The sequence below is a fragment of the Bacillus licheniformis DSM 13 = ATCC 14580 genome (assembly GCF_000011645.1).
In the GTDB taxonomy this organism is placed as follows: Bacteria; Bacillota; Bacilli; order Bacillales; family Bacillaceae; genus Bacillus; species Bacillus licheniformis.
This window is the reverse complement of sequence record NC_006270.3, coordinates 1,235,153-1,254,365: the sequence shown is the minus strand read 5'-3', so window position 1 is coordinate 1,254,365 and position 19,213 is coordinate 1,235,153. Positions and strand designations below refer to the sequence as shown.

Below are 19,213 nucleotides of genomic sequence, written 5' to 3'. Positions count from 1 at the left end.
TGCGTACCGGCAACCCCGCGCGCGGAGACCGTTTTATTTGTCGCCCAATCCAATCTCATCAAGGAGCGCTTTCATTTCTTTATATTGAGTGTCAAGATAGTCCTTAAATTCTTGATGGCCCATAAAGTTATCCGTCCATCCATAGCTGTCCCGAATCGATTTCCAGCTGTCTTTTTCCATCATCTCTTTGATTTTTTCCTCATAATACTTTACGGCGGACTTACTCATTCCCGGAGGTCCCATAAATCCTCTCCAAACCGTAAATTCATCATCGATTCCCTGCTCTTTTAAAGTCGGGAAATCCTTGACGGTATCTCCTTTCATGCGTTCGGGAGCGGTGATGGCCAGCACTCTGACTTTTCCGGCTCGCGCTTGTTCGGCCGCTTCACCGACACCCGTCGAGTAGACGTCGGCTTTTTTGCCGAGCAGCATGCTCATCCCTGCGCCGTCTTGAGCCGTAATATATTTCAGCTTTTTCGCATCAACGCCCGCCTTTTGAACAGCGCTGACAAACTGCATGTGGTCCATGCTTCCAGGAGAAGACGTCCCTACAATAGAAGCTGCTTTCGGATCTTTTTTAAGCGCATCCACAAGGTCTGTCATCGACTGATAAGGCGAATCTTTATGAACGACAAACGCTCCGTAATCGGCAATCACGCTTGCAATCGGCGTAAAATCATTGTGGCCGTACTGGGATTGTCCGTTTAAAGGCACGAACAAAATCGGCGGTGATGTAACAAACAACGTATGATTATCGCCTTTTTTGCGGTGGACATACGACCATCCGGACGCTCCACCGCCGCCCGGTTTGTTGACGACAGCCATCTTTTCAATCAATTTTTCTTCACCCATGATTTTCGAGATCGTTCTGGCCGTTGTATCCCATCCCCCGCCGGCTCCGGCAGGCGCGACGACCTCGATTGCTTTCGAAGGCTTAAAGTCTTTTTCATTCGCGGCTTTATTTGAAGCCGTGTTTCCGCCGCATCCTCCCAAAATCAGCGCAAACACAAGTAAAATCGTAAAGCCGTAACATCTGCCCCTCTTTGTCATGTTGTGCTCCCCCTTTATTGTAATCGCTTTCATTATAGCTTCCTCGTCTTTTCGTGCACAGTTTAACTGCATAATATTCTTTTTGTTCATAAAGTTCACAAAAAAACCTTCCCCGTAATGGAGAAGGTTAAAGCCGGCTTCAAAGGAAACCGGCTTTTTTATGCAAAGTGCTTTTTTATTGTATGAAGAGCATGATCCGCTGCAATCAGTTTTCCATACTCTTTCAGCATATGAATCGTCATCTTTGATTCTGAGGCATATTCCAGCAGAATGCTCAGCTGGTTTTCCACCTCTTCATCAGGCAGTTCATTGAAATCCACGAATAAATAATAGCGGTTTTCATGAGAGTACAATGTCGTTTGGCAACCGCTGACAGACATTTTTGACAGTGAGATTAAATCCTCAAAATCGTCAAATTTTAAAACAAACTGCAGTTTCTGCTCTTCTGCCTGCTCTTCTTTTTGAAAGTCGTCAAGCAAAGCATCAAGGCTTTCTTCTGCTACATGCTGTTTTTTATCTTCAGGAATCGGCAGTTCCAGCTTTTGTCCGTCTTTGGACAACTGAGCTCTTGTCACAATGATTTCCAATCCCTTGTCAAGGGCCTGCACTTGAATCCAAAGGGGGCCTTCAACGGCAAACTCTTCTTCTTCGTGCACTTCGTCCATCATTTCCCAAAAAAGCTCTTCACTGCGTTCTCGATTGTACCAAATTTCTTCTCTGTCAAACCCGCGGTCTTCGATATCACCGTAGGAAATATAAAACTTAACCGTGTGTTCGTTTATTCTTTCGATTTCCATTTGCCAACCTTCCCTTCTTTGTAAGATGTTGAAGGGATAACTAAGCTCCCAATTAATTGTACTTTACTACACTTTACCCATTACGTCCACTTCTTAACCTTATCCCTGATCAATCTTTATTTTCTATTTTATGATAAAAAAGGCGGAAAAGAAATAAAAACGCCTCCAAGGTCAAGCTAACATATTTTCCGGCCCGCTTCATATATTAGTTGTACAAGCAGCAGCTATTAATGCGGGGGCCTTTTTAGCAAGTCCCGATGCAAAGGCAAAGCGAGGTGCCAGTGGATGGAACACGATATACTGATGTCGTTCCTTGTGATCATCGGAATCGATCTCATACTTGGCGGCGACAACGCTGTTGTGATTGCAATGGCAAGCCGTCATTTGCCTCCCCGGCAAAGGCAAAAAGCGATCATCATCGGCACATTGATCGCCATCATGATGAGAATCGCGCTAACCATGGCAGCAGTATACCTGCTCGCGGTTCCTTATCTGCAATTTATCGGAGGAATCTTCCTTTTGTACTTAGGATATCAGCTTCTGATTGAGAAAAAAGATGCCCAGCATGTCAAAGGCGGGACATCTTTATTTAAGGCGATCCGCATCATCGTGATTGCCGACTTGTTCATGTCCCTTGATAATGTGATTGCGGTCGCCGGAGCCTCACACGGACGCCTGATGCTTGTCGTTGTCGGCCTGATGGTCTCCGTTCCGGTCATCATTTGGGGCAGCAGGCTGATTCAAGCGGCTCTTGCCAAATTTCCGCTCTTAATATACGCAGGAAGCGGACTGCTGGCTTATACTGGCGGCGAAATGATCGTCAGGGAGCAGGAGTTGTCTTCCTTTATGGCGCAGCACAGCACCCTCGAAATGCTGCTGCCCGTCCTTACGGTTATTTTTGTGATTTTAGCCAGTATTTATTATGAACAGACGAGTGAAAAGCATTAAAAAAAGAAGGCTGAAAAATTCAGCCTTCTCAGCGTGCCGACAAACCCTCGCATTCGTTGTCAGGGCCTGCGCGTCGGTGCTCACGAATTCCAACATTCGCTGCGCTCCGATGCTCGGCCTTCCTAGACTGCAAAGGTTTTCGGATCACGCTGAATCAAAAGTTGACAAAATCTAAACGATTTTGTCTACAACTAAAAGAAGGCTGAAAAATTCAGCCTTCTTTTAGTTTGCAAGACGCTGCGCTTCACGAAGCTGGAATGTGCGCACTTTGCGCGGCAGGAAGCGGCGGATTTCGTCTTCGTTGTATCCAACCTGCAGGCGCTTTTCGTCAATGATGATCGGACGGCGCAAAAGGCCCGGATGTTCATTGATGAGCTGGTACAGCTCTTGAAGCGGCATTGTTTCAAGGTTGACGTTCAGCTTTTGGAACACTTTGGAACGAGTTGAAATAATTTCGTCTGTTCCGTCCTCCGTCATTCGTAAAATCTCTTTTATTTCATCAATTGATAAAGGCTCTGAAAAAATATTTCTTTCCGTAAACGGAATATCATGTTCTTCTAGCCATGCGCGCGCCTTTCTGCAAGACGTGCAGCTTGGGGATGTATATAATGTAACCATATTGCTTCACTCCTTAAAAAGTAGAATGAAATTAGCGTATTCTTAAATTGAAATAACTCTAAAAAAGTAATCTTTATTGAGTATTATACTATAAAAAAGTAAGTGTGAACAGTCTGTAACAGAAATTTTTTGACAATCCAGCGACTTTTGCTTTTTTATGCCAGGTCTTATTCTCATTTAGCTTAATTCATCGAAAATGTTCTTCTGTTTATGATCGTCAACAATCGTAAGGACGTCATCCACATCTTCATAAGATTCTCCATACCATTTTTCATCTTTGTATGTATGGATTTTTTCGTACGTTTCTTTCATCGCGTCAAACACTTCTTTCTCTGTGTTTGATTTTGGAGACCAATACAGAATCTCCATTTTGTTCACTTTGCCGGTTGCGAGTGACCGGCGGCGGTAACCAATCGACTCAGCGTGTTTAAAGTTTTCCTTTTGATAAAATTTAAGACGTTTCGCCGTATCGGCATCATCTTCATCCACGGGCTCAACTTCGAGTAGGATCGGTTTGTTTTTCTTTTTCAGCTTCTCAATCAGCTTGGATCCAAGTCCCTGTCCTCGTGCGTCTTTAGAAACGAATAAATAGTCGATGAAAATAAAAGAGTCGAATTCGGCGTACATCAACACATGATGACGGCCTTCTTCTTTATGGTAAATATCGTTTTGTTCCTTTAACAATGCTTCCATATGCTCTTTTGATTTCATTTCTTCAATAGGGAAATACTCGCTAAGCTTCTCATACCAGTTCATTGATTTGCTCCTTATGGATGTTCTAATTTCACACTTTAGATATACCCGCTTTCTTTTTAGTTTAAACAAAATCTTTTTTAGAAAGGAGCTTCATTGAAGCTGAGCATGTTACCTACATATACTAAGACGGTTGTCTTACGCTAAGGTTTCAAATTTTTTCTCAAAAAAATTGCCGGCTGTGGTTCTGCATCAAAAAAGACAGCCTTGTGACGGCTGTCTTCCTGCTTCGTTTATTTGGATTGATAGGCTTTAAATTCTTCCTCTGTACACATGACGAAATGGCCGGGCTTTACTTCGCGGAGCTCCATCTGTTCGTCGCCTTTCAGCTGATGGACGGACGGATCATACGTCTTCCGCACGCGCGTGCGCTCATAATCCGGATCAGGCAGAGGAATGGCGGAAAGCAATGATTGTGTATACGGATGAAGCGGATTTTCATACAATTCATCTGCCGGCGCCAATTCAACAAGCTTCCCGAAATACATGACGCCGATCCTGTCGCTGATATATTTGACCATCGACAGATCGTGAGCGATGAAAAGGTATGTCAGTCCTCTTTCCTTTTGCAAATCCTTCATTAAATTGACGACTTGCGCCTGAATGGACACGTCCAGTGCAGAGATCGGTTCATCGGCAATGATGAATTCCGGTTCGACCGCCAGCGCCCTTGCGATTCCAATCCGCTGGCGCTGTCCGCCGGAAAACTCGTGCGGATAGCGGTTCGCGTGTTCTTTATTTAAGCCGACGAGATTGAGGAGTTCATGAACGCGCTCAAGCCGTTCTTTTTTCGTTTTGGCCAAACCGTGGATGTCAATACCTTCTGCGATGATGTCGGCAACCGTCATCCGCGGATTCAAGGATGCATACGGGTCCTGAAAAATCATCTGCATCTTCCGGTTGAATTCGAGAAGGTCCTTGGCAGACTTTTTGTCGTGGACATTCTTTCCCTTAAACAAGACTTCTCCGGAAGTCGCTTGATACAAACGAATGATCGAACGGCCGGTCGTCGACTTTCCGCAGCCGGACTCTCCGACAAGACCGAGCGTTTCCCCTTTGTAAATGTCAAAAGAGATTCCGTCAACAGCTTTTACAATCCCTTTCGGCGTTGAAAAGTGCTGTTTTAAATTCTTGATTTCGAGCAGTTTTTCTGCCATGTCATTCACCTTCTTTCACTTGAACCGGTTTTTCATACTGATTTTTAAACTCCTTCATCTTGCTTTTGACAGCCGCCGGAGGCTCGACTTTTGGAGCATCCGGATGCAAAAGCCATGACTTCACATAATGTGTATCAGATATTTTAAACATCGGCGGCTCCTGTTCAAAATCGATTTTCATTGCGTACGGGCTTCTTAACGCAAAGGCATCGCCCTTCGGCGGATTGGTCAAATCCGGCGGAGAGCCCGGTATCGCCATTAATTCCTCATCACCGTCATTGTCAAGGCTCGGCATTGAAGCCAGCAGCCCCCATGTATACGGATGCTTCGGATTGTAGAAAATCTCGTCGACCGTACCGATCTCCACAATCTGTCCCGCGTACATGACGGCGACTCTGTCGGCGACGTTCGCGACAACGCCGAGATCGTGCGTAATAAAAATGATGGATGTCTCGATCTTTTTCTGCAGGTCTTTCATCAGCTCTAAAATCTGCGCCTGAATCGTCACATCAAGAGCCGTTGTCGGTTCGTCCGCAATTAAAAGCTTTGGATTGGCCGCAAGCGCCATTGCGATGACGACGCGCTGCCGCATCCCGCCGCTGAATTCGTGCGGATACTGGTTGACGCGGCGTTCAGGCATCGGAATTCCGACAAGGCTGAGAAGCTCTACCGCCCGCTTATTGGCCTCTTCTTTTGAGATTTTTTCATGCTTAAACAGCACTTCTGTGATTTGGCGGCCGACTTTCATTGTAGGGTTCAAAGAAGTCATCGGATCCTGAAAGATCATGCCGATCTCTTTTCCCCTGATCGACTGCATCTCTTTTTCCGTTTTCGGAACCAGGTCTTGTCCGTCAAATAAGATTTGTCCGTTTTTAAAATAGCCCGGCGGCATCGGAATCAGTTTCATAATTGCCTGTGAAGTGACGCTTTTACCTGATCCGGATTCACCGACGATCGCAAGCGTCTCTCCTTTGTCAACATGAAAGTTGACGCCGCGGATCGCCTGTACTTCTCCGGCGTATGTTTTAAAAGAAATGGCTAAATCTTTCACTTCAAGTAAGTGTTTCATCTTTCTCACTCCTTTATTTACGCAGCTTCGGATCTAAAGCGTCGCGCAGTCCGTCGCCGATAACGTTGAATGCAAACATGGTCAGACAGATAAAAGTAGCCGGGAAGAACAGGCGCCAAGGGTAGTATTCCAATCCCTGAACACCGTCTGTTGCCATCGTTCCCCAGCTTGCAAGCGGCTGCGGAACCCCGAGGCCGAGGTAGCTTAAAAACGCCTCATAGAAAATAGCCGTAGGAACGGTTAATGTCATGGTGACCAAGATCGGGCTCATGATGTTGGGCAGCAGGTGCTTTCTGATAATGCGCGAGTTTTTCGCTCCCAATGTTCTTGAGGCGAGTACGAACTCCTGATTTTTAAGCTGGAGTACTTGGCCCCGGACGATTCTCGCCATGTTGATCCAGCCCGTAATAACCATCGCCACGATCATCGTGATCAGGCCTTTTCCCATAACAACGAGCAGCAGGATGGTCATTAATAAAGAAGGAATCGCCCATAAAATATCTGCTATTCTCATCATAATTTCATCCGTACGTCCGCCTCTGATGCCGGAAATCGCACCCCATATCACACCGATCAAAACGTCGATCAGCGCAGCAGCGAGTCCGATTGTCAGCGAGATGCGGGCGCCGACCCATGTACGGACGAATACGTCCCTTCCAAGGTCATCTGTTCCAAACCAGTGCTCACCGCTTGGCGGCTGGTTCGCATTCGTTAAATCTGTTTCTTCATATTGAAAGCTTGAGAACACCGGCGCGAAGATAGCCATCAGAGCGATCAGGATCAGAACCACCAGTCCAAACAGCGCCAGCTTGTTTTCTTTAAATCTCAAGAATACGTCTGTCCAAAAAGAAAGGTTTTTCTTTGAGATCTTTTCGGCTTCGCTATGGTCAACAGCTGCAGGTTCAAACATGTCTTTTGGTATTTGCTGCATCCTCTTACTCCCCTTTCTTAGCGCCAAACAATTTAATGCGCGGATCAATTAAGCCGTATAAAAGATCGACAATCAAGACGCAAAGCAGCAAGATTGCCCCGAAGAAGACGGTAACGCCCATGATCACCGTATAGTCTCGGTTCGTAATGCTTGTGACAAAGTGCATGCCGAGTCCTGGTATACCGAAGACTTTTTCGACGACAAACGTTCCTGTCAAAATGGACGCCGCCATTGGGCCCATATATGTAACAACCGGCATGATGGCATTTCGTATCGCATGCTTAAACGTAACGGCTGATGTGCTCAAACCTTTTGCACGCGCCGTGCGGATATAGTCGCTGCTCAACACTTCAAGCATGCTGGAGCGCGTCAAACGGGCGATAAACGCCATCGGCATCGAGGCAACAGCGATTGCAGGAAGCACAGTATGTCCCCATGACTCCCATTGCGCGACAGGAAACATGCCCAGCTTCATTGCCAGCACGTATTGGAGAAGCGCGGCCATGATGAAGTTCGGCACAGAGATCCCGACAACCGCAATGATCATCGCTGTGTAGTCCTGCCACTTGTTTCGCTTCAGCGCGGCGATCACGCCGAACAATACGCCGAAAGCGAGCGCAAGGCAAATCGCTTCCAATCCGAGTGTAAAAGAAATCGGGAACCCTGAGCTGATCAAGTCGTTCACAGTTTGTCCCTTATATTTAAATGACGGCCCGAAATCCCACTTTGCTACCGATACTAAATAATCGAGATATTGTTTAAAAAGAGGCTGGTCTAAACCATAGTAGGAATTGAGACTGGCTTCAATTGCAGGGGGAAGTTTCCTCTCGCCTGAAAAGGGTCCGCCCGGTATCGCTCTCATCAGGAAGAAGGTAGCTGTTACGATAACCCAGAGAGAAATTAACATATAAACAAGACGACGGCCTAAATATTTAATCAATTTTACACACCTCCGAATATTCAGTCTATTAACTTCTTTTCATAAATAAAAGTATATGGGGGGAAAGTCTAAGCCCCATATACTTTCATGCAATTTTATTCAAAATGCGCGGTTTTGAAATAGATCTCACCTGTACCGGTCAGAACAAAGTCTTTTAAGCTTTCATCATGAAGATACGGCATTGTGTAGAAGTAGATCGGTGCGACCGGCAGCTCATCCATGATGATGCTTTCCGCTTCTTTCATCAGCTCGATGCGTTTCGCTGAATCAGTTTCTCTTGATGCTTTATTCAGCAGCTCTTTATACTTCGCGTTTTCCCAGTTCGTATCATTGTTTCCGCCTTCTTTGTCGCGGTATGTTTCAAGGAAGTTCATCCCGTCGTTAAAGTCGGCGGTCCAGCCTAAACGGCCGATTTGATAGTTTCCGGCATGGAGCTTATCGATGTAAACGTTCCATTCTTCATTGCCTAATTCCACATCTACGCCCAGTTCCTTGTTCCACATTTCCTGAACGGCTTGAGCGATTTTTTGGTGCGCTTCATCCGTGTTGTAGGAAAGCGTGATTTTCGGAAGGTCTGACGCTTTTTTCAAACCGAGCTCTTTCAAGCCTTTTTCCAAGTGTTCTTTCGCCTTATCGACATCATGGTCTTTGAAATAGCCTTTGTTGGATTCAAAGCCGTGGACCGCCGGCGGCACTAATCCCATCGCAGGCAGCTGTTCCGCTTGCGTGATGTTTTTGACGATCGCTTCGCGGTTGATCGCGTATGTCAGCGCCTTACGGATGTTGACATTGTTCAGCGGAGCCGCTTCAGTGTTGAATTTGTACAGGTAAACCGATGCGAACGGATCAATGTTCAGGCCTTCTTTTTTCAGGCTTGGAATCGCATCCGTTGAAATCTGGTCAAGCGGCTGTCCTACAAAGTCTAGCTCGCCTTTTTTGTACATGTTCAGACCAGTGTTCGGATCGTTGACCATCGCCATATTGATTTTCTTCAGCTTAACAGCGTCTTTATCCCAGTACTGGTCGTTTTTCTCCAGTACGATGTTTCCGCTGTGCTTCCATTTCGCCATTTTGAAAGGTCCGTTAGATACGTAGTTCTCATCTGCGTTTGTGTACCATTTCGCATTCTTCTCTGCTACCTTTTTATTGACTGGCATATATGTGTAGAATGCTGTCAGTTCAGTAAAATACGGTGTCGGTTTTTCAAGCTCGACTTTTAAAGTCTTATCATTAACAGCTTTAACGCCGACATCTTCAATTTTCCCTTTGCCGGTGTTCGCTGCTTCTCCGCCTTTTAAGTAGTAAAGCTGATACGCATATTGCGATTCGTTTTTAGGGTCGAGCGCCCATTTCCATGCGTATTCAAAATCCTCTGCTGTTACAGGATCTCCATTTGACCATTTCGCGTCGCGGAGCGTGAATGTGTATGTTTTTTGGTCGTCGCTGACTTCGATTTTTTCGGCTGCCGCTTCAACCGGCTTTCCATCTTTACCGATTGTCGTCAATCCTTCAAAAGTCTGACGAAGCACGTTTGCAGACACCGAATCGTTTGCGAGTCCCGGATGTAGTGAAAACGGTTCTGTTTTAATGTTGACATTTAATGTGTCTTTCCCTTTGCTGTCTTTTTTACCGCCGTCACCGGAGCTTGAGCCGAAGCCGCAGGCGCTGAGGACGAGTGTGAAAATGAGCATTAAACTGATAAATGACAAACGCTTCTTCAAAGAGAAACCCCCCCAATTTCTTGTTTTTTTAGTTCCTTACTCCTGAACATTCAGATTTATCATAAAAAAGTAATAGGCCCACTTGCCATACTTTTTCCTCTGTTTCGTCTTTTCTGAATATTTGTTATGTAAGAAACCTGTAACACCGAGGTGAACAAATTCATTATAATTAATAGAATAATTTATTGCAATATTAATTTTCAATTATTTTTTTATTCAAACTATTTATGATTGTCAGGTTTTCTGCCAAATGTACAAATACACTTCTCTGTTTTAAAGCGTAACCACATTAAAAGGAAAGTTTATGTTTTACAGGTTAAAACGTTTTACACGTATAACATTAACCATTCTTTATATCGAACCAGATGCCGCCGCGCCAACTTTATTCAGCCCGGTATTCGTTTTCTTTTCCCCAAGGCTGTCGACTTTCATTTAAAATTTATATATAATAAAATTATGAATAACATGCGATGAAGAAGAAGAGTACACATTTCTTCCCATTTAAAGAGAGTCCGCGGTGCTGGGAGCGGATAATGGCGAATGTGGAATGGGCTTCGGAGCAGCTGACCGAACACGGATAAGTAGGCTCAGCCGGAGAAGACTCCGTTACAAACGTCTAAAGCGATTTCATTTTGACCATAATGAAATAATCAGGGTGGCACCACGGTTCATTCGTCCCTTTTCTTTTAAGGGAAGAATGGGCCTTTTTATTTTGAAATGGAAAGAGGGATTCACATGAAAAAAACGATTTTTTCCGGTATCCAGCCGAGCGGCTCTGTCACCCTCGGCAACTATATCGGAGCGATGAAGCAGTTTGTCGACTTGCAGGATGACTACAACTGTTACTTCTGCATCGTCGATCAGCACGCGATCACAGTACCGCAGGACCGGCTCGCGCTGAGAAAGAACATCCGGAACCTTGCCGCGCTGTATTTGGCGATCGGCCTCGATCCGAAAAAAGCGACGCTGTTTATCCAATCGGAAGTGCCTGCACACGCCCAGGCGGGATGGATGCTTCAGTGTGTCGCCTACATCGGCGAGCTTGAGCGCATGACGCAGTACAAAGATAAATCAGCCGGAAAAGAAGCTGTCGTCTCCGGGCTTTTGACATATCCTCCATTAATGGCTGCGGACATTCTGCTTTATGGAACAGACGTCGTCCCTGTCGGAGAAGATCAGAAGCAGCATCTTGAATTAACCCGGAACTTGGCGGAGCGTTTCAATAAGAAATATAATGACATTTTTACGGTTCCGGAGGTTAAAATACCGAAGGTCGGCGCCCGCATTATGTCACTTGCCGACCCGCTCAAAAAGATGAGCAAATCAGATCCGAACCAAAAAGCGTTCATCACCCTGCTCGACGAACCAAAACAGCTTGAGAAAAAAATCAAAAGCGCTGTCACGGATTCCGACGGAATCGTCAAATATGATAAAGAAAACAAACCCGGTGTATCCAACCTTCTGACGATCTATTCGATTCTCGGACAAGCCTCAATCGAAGAGCTTGAAGCAAAATACGAAGGCAAAGGCTACGGCGAATTTAAATCAGACCTTGCCGAAGTCGTCATCGGCGCGCTGAAACCGATTCAAGACCGTTACCACGAATTGATCGAATCTGAAGAGCTGGACCGGATTTTGGACGAAGGCGCCGAACGCGCAAATCAAACAGCAAACAAGATGCTAAAAAAAATGGAAAACGCGATGGGACTCGGCCGAAAAAGACGCTGATCCAAAAACACCTTCCGATTGTACGATAATCGGAAGGTGTTTTTCATAGAGAACAGCCGCAGCTCCGCATTCACTTGCCTCCGGATCACGATATTTCTATAATAAATGATTCAAAACACATGTCTCCAGTCCTTCATTGACCGCTTTGTCAGAAAGACAGCTCATATTTTTTATTTTTCAATATAGAATTTTCGCTTTTACAAATAAAAAGACCGCCGTACTTCCGGCAGTCTTGATTCTTAATTTAGTTGACTTTAGACTCATTCTCAATTTCCCAAAGCTTTTCAAAAAACGGCTGTCCTTTAATCAAATTTTCACAAAAGTCCCTGTGTTTGTCTGACCATCCGTCGATCGTCTCATTGAAAAGCATGTCCCAGATTTCTTCAAATGTCATGCGCTTGATCTGTTCATACATATACGGATTCCATTCGGTGTACCAATAAGCGATCTCGGCCCGATTTTGGAGCCCTTTGAGCTGATCGAGCGCCATGAACAGCAGCTGTTTGAGCTGGCGTTCTTTTCTCGTTAATCCTCTGACATGCTCCGGTGATAAAGATAAAATGTGGTATTCTTTGGAAGATTGCAGCTTCTCTGGTGCAAACTCGTAAGTTTCCGCTTCAACGTCCTTCACCATTTCATAAACGAGCTGCTCCTGTCTCGGAATGAGGCGGCTTTTTCTTACCGGTATTGTGTAACCGGCCGTATCGACCGCGAGAATACCAATGCCGTCCGTTACGACGAAACAATGATCAAGCTGTGTCCGCTCATGATTTTTACGAATATACGCTTTTTGATGAACCTCGTTCAATAATTCGGCCGGAAGCTCTGACAAATCATTTTCTATGTAGTGAAACAAAACGGACGACACCCTTAACAAAGGCACCTGGTCAAGCAATTCAACACTGTCTTCCTTCCGCCATTCATGAAAGTGGCAGACGTTGTAGCCATTTTCTTCTCCCTCAAACCAATTCACCCACACATCATGAAGAAACAACATTTCTAACCCCTCACTTTTAATAAAAACTGTTGTCCACAGTATAGGCAAGGGGGCAGGAATTTATTCCAAGCGGATGAGATTATGGCAATCGCCGTTAAAAAAAAAGCCAAGGGCGGCAATCCCTCAGCTTTTTATTTCATATTCTTCGGATCAAGCGCATCGCGGAGTCCAGACAATGGGCAAAATCATGATGACTGAATGAAGCAATTCACACATTATTTATTCAACACGTTTGTAAAAAAGCTGTATTCTTTAGCGTTTATTTTTTCTGATGAAGGAATTGATCTTAAAGAAGACTGAAACACCCAATAAACAGATACAAACAGCATGGCAATTCCTCCTATAAAGAAAACCTTATCGCTGCCGATCAATGACGCGGTAAACCCTCCCAGCAAAGATCCAAAAGGAGCTGCTATGCTTGTCAAACTTGCGATAAAAGAAAAAACTCTCCCTATAAACTCTTCCGGCAGTATGCTTTGCAAAATGGACATGAAAATGACGTTTGTCACGCCGATGGATATTTGAGACAAACCAAATAAAATAATCGATATGTATGAAGAGGTGGCGATCGCCGAAATACTCCATAAAACCCCTGAAATGAAAAATCCGTATATCGTAAGTGATCCTATCGCGAATCGGCCAAACACTGTTGCGAATATTGAACCTAACAGTAAACCGCATGACATGGAAGCCAAATAATATCCATAGTATTCTTCTCCTCCTCTAATCGAAGAGAAGCTTGGCAAAATCACAATCGTCGCACTAAGCATGAAGTTAGAAATCATCGAGCCCAAGAGGATTTTTGGAATGAGGGAATGACGAATGAGTGTAAATCCCTCTTTTATATCCGTTGTATAATTGTGTATGACTTTTTTGAAGTGGAATCGGGGCTTATGTTCTATCTCATTTTTTTGTTCTAATTTTACGCACTTAAAAAACAGCGCCGCTAACAAAAAAGTGAAAGAGTCAACTAAGTATATGCTTATAGCTCCTGCCGAAGCAATCACAATACCTGCAATACCAGTAAATATAATATCTGTACCTTGATATGAAAATGACATAAGTGAGTTTGCTTTAACTAGATCTTGACTTTTGATTATTTTAGGCAGTGCGGCAGATTGCGCAGGATAAGTAAATTGCTCAATGAATACGATAAGAGGCATAATCATCATGATGATCCAAATGTTCAAATATCCAATGAAATAAAAAAGCGGAATAATCAACACCAAAATAGCTTGGATGAGTTGACTCCAAACCAAAACTTTATTTAATCTGACTTTATCAACAATCGGACCTGTTAAAAATTGCAAAACAGTTGGGAACATCGTCAAAAAACCAGCTAATCCGGAATAAAATGTACTTTTTGATAAATCAAACACAAGCCACATTGCCGCAACTGTATACATACTGTCCCCAATATTGGTTACCAAACGCCCTAATATCAAAAATAAAAAGTTTTTATTTTTCAATACGCTTAACATCGTTAAAACCTCTATTCATTTAACAAAGCGATTTATTTTTTTGCTACAGCGCCCATTTGTTCATCTAACAGTTCCAAAAGATCTTCAGGAGTTGGAAGACCTGCTTCTGTTTGAACAAAGTGAGATACCAAAGATTTACGAATGATATTCCCTTTGGTACCTCATTTATGAAAGTGTTCTTTATCGACTAACAGGAAACATTCGTTCAATGTCCACTACATACATTCATTGAAACTAAATCTATTGACCTTCCATTTTGTTAAAATATTTCCTCTGTAATACACTGCATAAATCATTTAATATTCTTCGGATCAAGCGCATCGCGGAGTCCGTCGCCTAAGAAGTTAAAGCACAGCACAGTGAGCAGGATCATCAGGCCCGGGAACAGCGGATACCACCACGCCTGGATCATGATCGTAAAGTTCTGTGCATCCTGAAGCATGTTTCCCCAGCTTGCCATCGGCGGCTGAACCCCGAATCCAAGATAGCTTAATGCCGATTCCGCAAGGATTACGGTACCGACGGAAAGCGTCGCGGCAACGATAATCGGCCCCATCGCATTCGGAAGGATATGAGAAAAAATGATTTTGTAATTTCTTGTACCGATCGTTTTCGCCGCCAAGACGAACTCCCTCGACCTCAAGGACAAAAACTCGCTCCGGACAAGGCGCGCTGTCGTCGTCCATCTCGTCAAGGCGAATATTAAAATCAGTTTATCTATGCCCGGCTGGAAGATGGTGACCAGCGTGATTAACAGAAAGATGTCGGGTATGGATAATACAATATCCACCAGTCTCATCATAATAGCGTCGATTATTCCGCCAAAGTAGCCGGCGATTGCGCCGACCACCGTACCTATCGTAATCGATCCAAGTACAGAGGCAAAGCCTACAAGTAAAGAAACCCGAGCCCCATAAAGTAAACGGCTGAAAATATCTCGGCCAAACTTGTCTGTTCCCATTAGATGTTCACCACTTGGCGGTTTTAGCTTATTCAGAAGGTTTTGCTGTTCCGGCGGGTATGGAGCGATCACCGGAGCAAAAATCGCTGATAGGATAATAATAAATAATAAAACTCCTCCAATTACCGCCAGCTTGTTTTTATAAAACTTTTCAAAAAAGATTTTTGTCATTGTCTCGGGCTTTGGTGCGACATTTTCCTGCAATGTGATCTCCGGCGAAGGTGTCGATGGATTTGTCTGTGTCATGAATCAATTCCCTCCTTCATTAATACTCAATCCGCGGATCGACCATTGCATAAAGAATATCCGCAACTAAATTCCCAATGACAACAAGTGTGGCTGAAATAACCGTCATTGCCATAATGACAGGATAGTCCCTCTGGAAAGCAGAGTCGACAAACAGCTTTCCAAGTCCTGGCCAACTGAAAATCTGTTCAGTAACGACAGCTCCGCCGATGAAAGAAGGAATCATCAGACCAAAGATCGTAATAACCGGAAGCAAACCATTTCGAAGCCCATGCTTGTACACGACACGATTTTCTTTAAAACCCTTTGCTCTCGCTGTCCGCATGTAGTCTTGCCTGAGCACATCAAGCATGCTCGATCTCGTGTAGCGGGTGAGTCCCGCCATATCTGCGGTCGCCAGGACGAATGCAGGCAAAATTAGATGATGAATGCGATCCCATAAACTAAAATCGGCATTCAGAGTCATAACGCCCCCGGTTGGAAACCATCCTAAATTAACAGCAAGAAACATGATTAGAATCAGTCCAAGCCAAAAATTTGGGACAGCAAGACCGATAAATGATGTGAATGTGATGCCATAATCCAATTTAGAATATGGCCGCCTAGCTGAAAGCACTCCAAGCGGGATCGATATGAGGAGAGCCAAAATGGTTGAAACGAGCATTAACAATAACGTATTCGGCAGCCTCGCCATAATCAAATCAGTCACTGGCGTTCCTTTTCTAACGATTGAAGTACCGAAGTCACCTTGAACCATATTTCCGAGCCACTTTAAATATTGAACGTGTTCAGGTTCATCCAACCCGTATTTTTCAATGAATTTTTCACGGTCTCCCGCGCTGATGGTCGGATCCATCATCAATGCCATTGGATCTCCCGGCGCTGCTTTCATAATCGCAAATGACAAAATTGTAATACCAAATAATATTGGAATCGACATGAGCGTCCTTCGAATGATATATGTAATCATTTTTTATCCCCTTTTTTAAAAGTCATTAAGAAGGAAGGGAAGGAAGCTGCAAGCTACACTTCCCTCAAGGGATTCTCGTTATTTTTGATCCAGCCACCAGTCTTCGGCTTTATAGAAATCTTCTTTCGGATGGAATACGTAGCCTTTCATATTTTTAGGCATCGCTCTATGGTAATTCGTATAATACAAGAATGTATACGGCTGATCTTCCGCCAGAATTTCGTAAATATCTTCATACGCCTTTTTATATTCTTCACGGTCCTTCAACGTTTTAGCTTCATCCAGCAGTTTATCAAGCTTTTCATTTTGATACCAAACATAGTTTAGTCCTTTTTCAGCTTCTTTCGAATGGAAAATGTTGCTCTGATCAGGGAACGTAGCAAGGCTCCAGCCCATGATCATCGCATCAAAATCCCAATTCGGCGGGTTCATTTGTTCAATTAAAGCACTCCATTCAACAATCTGCGGTTTTGCTTGAATCCCAATTTCTTTTAATTGCTGCTGAACAACAACCGCGAGGTCTTCCCGTGTTTTGTTTCCTTGGTTCGTTTTAATAACGAAAGAAAACTTTTTGCCGTCCTTATCTAAAATCCCATCACCATCTGAGTCTGTCCATCCTGCTTCTTTGAGCAGTTTTTTTGCTTTCTCTGGATCGTATTCAAACGTTTTAAACTTATCTTTGTTATCCGGGTAGTTCCATGAAAGCGGGCTTTCCGGGATGTTCGCGATTTCCCCATCTCCATCTAGAACTTGGTCAACGAGCGCCTGGCGGTCAAGCGCATGTGTCAGCGCTTGGCGAACCTTTTTATCCTTAAACAGCTCATTTCTTTCGTTCCAGCCGATATACGTATAATTCAAACCTAAATCGGTTTCCATCTTCACATTGTTAAATTTCTCGGCCGTTTTATAGTCTGGTCCTGGTGTAACGACCAAGTAATCGACATCTCCAGCTTGCAGCTGTGACAGCGCTGCATTTGAATCCGGAATAATTTTATACGTGATCGAATCTAAATGAGGACGCCCGGCATAATAATCATCAAAAGCCTCAACCTTTACATATTGTCCTTCTTTCCATTCTTTAAATTTAAACGGTCCTGTTCCAATCGGATTCTTTCGATTGAATTCGTGTTCACCGAGTTTGCTGATTGGGACATCTTTTAAAATGTGCTTAGGCAGAATACCGTAACTGGCAAGTGTAACATTGTAAAAATACGGATCCTGCTTCTTTAATTTAAACTGCACTTCATATTTACCTTTTTTCGTGACAGACTCTATCATTTTAAAGTTTGAGCCGCGTTCTCCAACGTATTCATCACTCATCGGAATGCTGTAAGTAAAAACGACATCGTCGGCTGTCATTTCTTCACCGTCGTGAAACTTGACACCTTCTTTTAGCTTCACATCGAATGTTAACCCATCCTCCGATTCCTTTACTTCATCAGCGAGTTGGTTTTCCACTTCAAGTTTCTCATTAACGTCTAACAAAGTGTTGTAGATCAGTCTTTCAATATCTGAACTTGCTGTATCAGTTGAATACAGTGAATTAAACAGCGTCGGTTCACCTGTGGATCCAGCAATCAGATCTCCGCCCTGCTGCGGCTTCCCGTCAGATTTGCCTTCTTTTTCATCCCCTCCGACTTCGCCGCTGTTGCAGGCCGTTAGAAAAATCGATAAGATCAGCAGCAAGCTTAAAATTGAAAATCCTGTTTTGCGTTTATTCATTTTATGAATTCCCCCTTATTAAACTGTTGTCCTTCTTTCCACCCGATTGACCCCCGTTTTTTAAAGAAGACATTCCCCCTCTCAAGGATTTAATATGTGACGGCCTTCCCCTTTATTCGTAAAGGTGACATGCCACGAAATGGTTTGTTTTCACTTCCTTGAAAGCAGGTTCGGCTTCCGCGCAAATCGCTTTTGCGGCCGGACACCTCGTATGAAAGACACAGCCTTTCGGAGGGTTGGCGGGACTCGGCAGCTCGCCTTTTAAAACGATTCGCTCCCGCTTTGTTCCGCCTTTCTTCCTAGTGACGGGAACGGCGGACAGAAGCGCCTGCGTGTATGGATGAAGCGGGTTGCCGTACAGCTCATGCTTGTCTGTCAGCTCCATCATTTTGCCGAGATACATGACGCCGACCCTGTCGCTGATATGGCGGACGACGCTCAAGTCATGGGAAATGAACAAATATGTCAGATTGAATTCTTCCTGAAGCTCTTCCATCAGGTTGATCACTTGAGCCTGGATTGACACGTCCAATGCGGATACCGGTTCATCGGCGATAATAAGCTCCGGATTTAAAGCCAGCGCCCGCGCGATTCCGATCCGCTGGCGCTGCCCCCCGGAAAATTCGTGGGGATAGCGGTTCGCAAACGACGGGTGCAGCCCGACCTTGGCTAAAAGCTCTTCGGCTTTTTCGTTGCGCTCTTTGAAATTGTACATATGATGCGTGTTGAAGGGTTCTTTGATGATGGAACGCAGCGTTTTTCTCGGGTTCAGTGAGGCAAACGGATCTTGGAAAACCATCTGGATGTTTTTGCGGACGCTTTTTCTCAAAGCTTCTTCCGACAAACTTGAAATGTCGCGGCCTTTGTAAAAAATCTGCCCTGCCGTCGGTTTATAAAGGCGGATCATCGTCCGTCCGGCGGTCGACTTTCCGCAGCCCGATTCACCGACAATGCCGAGCGTTTCGCCGCGTTTAAGCGAAAAGCTGATGCCGTCCACCGCTTTGACATCGCCGATTTTTTTCTGAAAAATCCCTGAGCGGATCGGAAAGTACTTTTTGACGTCTTTCAGCTCCAGAAGGGATTCTTGCGGGTTCATTTCCTGTCCGGGCTGTAATTGTTCAGCT

The 19,213-nt window shown here is 44.5% G+C and carries 17 protein-coding genes, 1 pseudogene and 1 other annotated feature; of the genes and pseudogenes, 2 read left to right on the top strand and 16 right to left on the bottom strand.

Annotation, left to right across the window (positions count from 1 at the left end; all coding sequences use genetic code 11):
• Positions 1–33: 33 nt before the first annotated feature.
• The 3 genes and pseudogenes from TRNA_RS27685 to TRNA_RS43700 all read right to left on the bottom strand — a co-directional run bounded on the left by TRNA_RS27685 (position 34) and on the right by TRNA_RS43700 (position 1,957).
• Complete coding sequence (locus TRNA_RS27685; RefSeq protein WP_011197770.1) at positions 34–1,050, bottom strand: tripartite tricarboxylate transporter substrate binding protein; 1,017 nt, start codon at positions 1,048–1,050, stop codon at positions 34–36.
• 158 nt (positions 1,051–1,208) lie between these two features.
• Positions 1,209–1,847: an adaptor protein MecA gene (gene mecA / locus TRNA_RS27680; RefSeq protein WP_009328831.1), complete on the bottom strand. Its 639-nt coding sequence runs from the start codon at positions 1,845–1,847 to the stop codon at positions 1,209–1,211.
• Positions 1,829–1,957, bottom strand: a pseudogene (locus TRNA_RS43700) (hypothetical protein). The gene mecA and the pseudogene TRNA_RS43700 overlap by 19 nt, the downstream one beginning before the upstream one ends.
• Positions 1,958–2,132: 175 nt before the next feature.
• Here TRNA_RS43700 and TRNA_RS27675 point away from each other — a divergent pair.
• Positions 2,133–2,795: a TerC family protein gene (locus TRNA_RS27675; RefSeq protein WP_009328832.1), complete on the top strand. Its 663-nt coding sequence runs from the start codon at positions 2,133–2,135 to the stop codon at positions 2,793–2,795.
• Positions 2,796–3,017: 222 nt separating this feature from the next.
• On the opposite strand, the gene spxA is transcribed toward TRNA_RS27675, so the two are convergent.
• From spxA to TRNA_RS27640, 7 genes are all read right to left on the bottom strand, one after another.
• Complete coding sequence (gene spxA / locus TRNA_RS27670) at positions 3,018–3,413, bottom strand: transcriptional regulator SpxA (RefSeq protein WP_009328833.1); 396 nt, start codon at positions 3,411–3,413, stop codon at positions 3,018–3,020.
• A 177-nt stretch (positions 3,414–3,590) separates the two neighbouring features.
• Positions 3,591–4,169, bottom strand: coding sequence for a GNAT family N-acetyltransferase (locus TRNA_RS27665; protein WP_003180619.1), 579 nt, complete (start codon positions 4,167–4,169; stop codon positions 3,591–3,593).
• Positions 4,170–4,399: 230 nt separating this feature from the next.
• Positions 4,400–5,323 carry an ABC transporter ATP-binding protein gene (locus tag TRNA_RS27660; RefSeq protein ID WP_011197769.1) on the bottom strand — a complete coding sequence of 308 codons (924 nt, stop codon included), beginning with the start codon at positions 5,321–5,323 and terminating at the stop codon, positions 4,400–4,402.
• A gap of 1 nt (position 5,324) precedes the next feature.
• Positions 5,325–6,392 (bottom strand): ABC transporter ATP-binding protein, encoded by a 1,068-nt coding sequence (locus TRNA_RS27655; RefSeq protein WP_003180615.1) that lies wholly within the window; start codon positions 6,390–6,392, stop codon positions 5,325–5,327.
• A 13-nt stretch (positions 6,393–6,405) separates the two neighbouring features.
• A complete protein-coding gene (locus TRNA_RS27650) occupies positions 6,406–7,323 on the bottom strand; it encodes an ABC transporter permease (protein ID WP_003180613.1) in 918 nt (305 codons plus the stop codon).
• A gap of 4 nt (positions 7,324–7,327) precedes the next feature.
• On the bottom strand, positions 7,328–8,263 hold the full coding sequence (locus tag TRNA_RS27645) for an ABC transporter permease (RefSeq protein ID WP_003180611.1): 936 nt from the start codon (positions 8,261–8,263) through the stop codon (positions 7,328–7,330).
• 95 nt (positions 8,264–8,358) lie between these two features.
• Positions 8,359–9,984 carry a peptide ABC transporter substrate-binding protein gene (locus tag TRNA_RS27640; protein WP_011197768.1) on the bottom strand — a complete coding sequence of 542 codons (1,626 nt, stop codon included), beginning with the start codon at positions 9,982–9,984 and terminating at the stop codon, positions 8,359–8,361.
• Positions 9,985–10,445: 461 nt separating this feature from the next.
• Positions 10,446–10,667: a binding site (T-box leader), on the top strand.
• A 52-nt stretch (positions 10,668–10,719) separates the two neighbouring features.
• On the opposite strand from TRNA_RS27640, the gene trpS reads away from it, so the two are divergent.
• On the top strand, positions 10,720–11,712 hold the full coding sequence (gene trpS, locus TRNA_RS27630; protein ID WP_011197767.1) for a tryptophan--tRNA ligase: 993 nt from the start codon (positions 10,720–10,722) through the stop codon (positions 11,710–11,712).
• Positions 11,713–11,956: 244 nt separating this feature from the next.
• Here the strand turns inward: trpS and TRNA_RS27625 are convergent, their stop codons facing one another.
• The 6 genes from TRNA_RS27625 to TRNA_RS27600 all read right to left on the bottom strand — a co-directional run bounded on the left by TRNA_RS27625 (position 11,957) and on the right by TRNA_RS27600 (position 19,185).
• Complete coding sequence (locus TRNA_RS27625) at positions 11,957–12,709, bottom strand: YjbA family protein (protein WP_003180605.1); 753 nt, start codon at positions 12,707–12,709, stop codon at positions 11,957–11,959.
• A gap of 215 nt (positions 12,710–12,924) precedes the next feature.
• Positions 12,925–14,190 (bottom strand): MFS transporter, encoded by a 1,266-nt coding sequence (locus TRNA_RS27620; RefSeq protein WP_011197766.1) that lies wholly within the window; start codon positions 14,188–14,190, stop codon positions 12,925–12,927.
• A gap of 292 nt (positions 14,191–14,482) precedes the next feature.
• Entirely contained in the window at positions 14,483–15,397 is a 915-nt protein-coding gene (gene opp4C / locus TRNA_RS27615; RefSeq protein ID WP_003180601.1) for an oligopeptide ABC transporter permease, read from the bottom strand.
• A 19-nt stretch (positions 15,398–15,416) separates the two neighbouring features.
• Positions 15,417–16,367 (bottom strand): ABC transporter permease, encoded by a 951-nt coding sequence (locus TRNA_RS27610; RefSeq protein ID WP_011197765.1) that lies wholly within the window; start codon positions 16,365–16,367, stop codon positions 15,417–15,419.
• Positions 16,368–16,445: 78 nt separating this feature from the next.
• Positions 16,446–18,089 carry a peptide-binding protein gene (locus TRNA_RS27605; RefSeq protein WP_003180598.1) on the bottom strand — a complete coding sequence of 548 codons (1,644 nt, stop codon included), beginning with the start codon at positions 18,087–18,089 and terminating at the stop codon, positions 16,446–16,448.
• A 112-nt stretch (positions 18,090–18,201) separates the two neighbouring features.
• Positions 18,202–19,185 (bottom strand): ABC transporter ATP-binding protein, encoded by a 984-nt coding sequence (locus TRNA_RS27600; RefSeq protein WP_035339430.1) that lies wholly within the window; start codon positions 19,183–19,185, stop codon positions 18,202–18,204.
• Positions 19,186–19,213 lie beyond the last annotated feature (28 nt).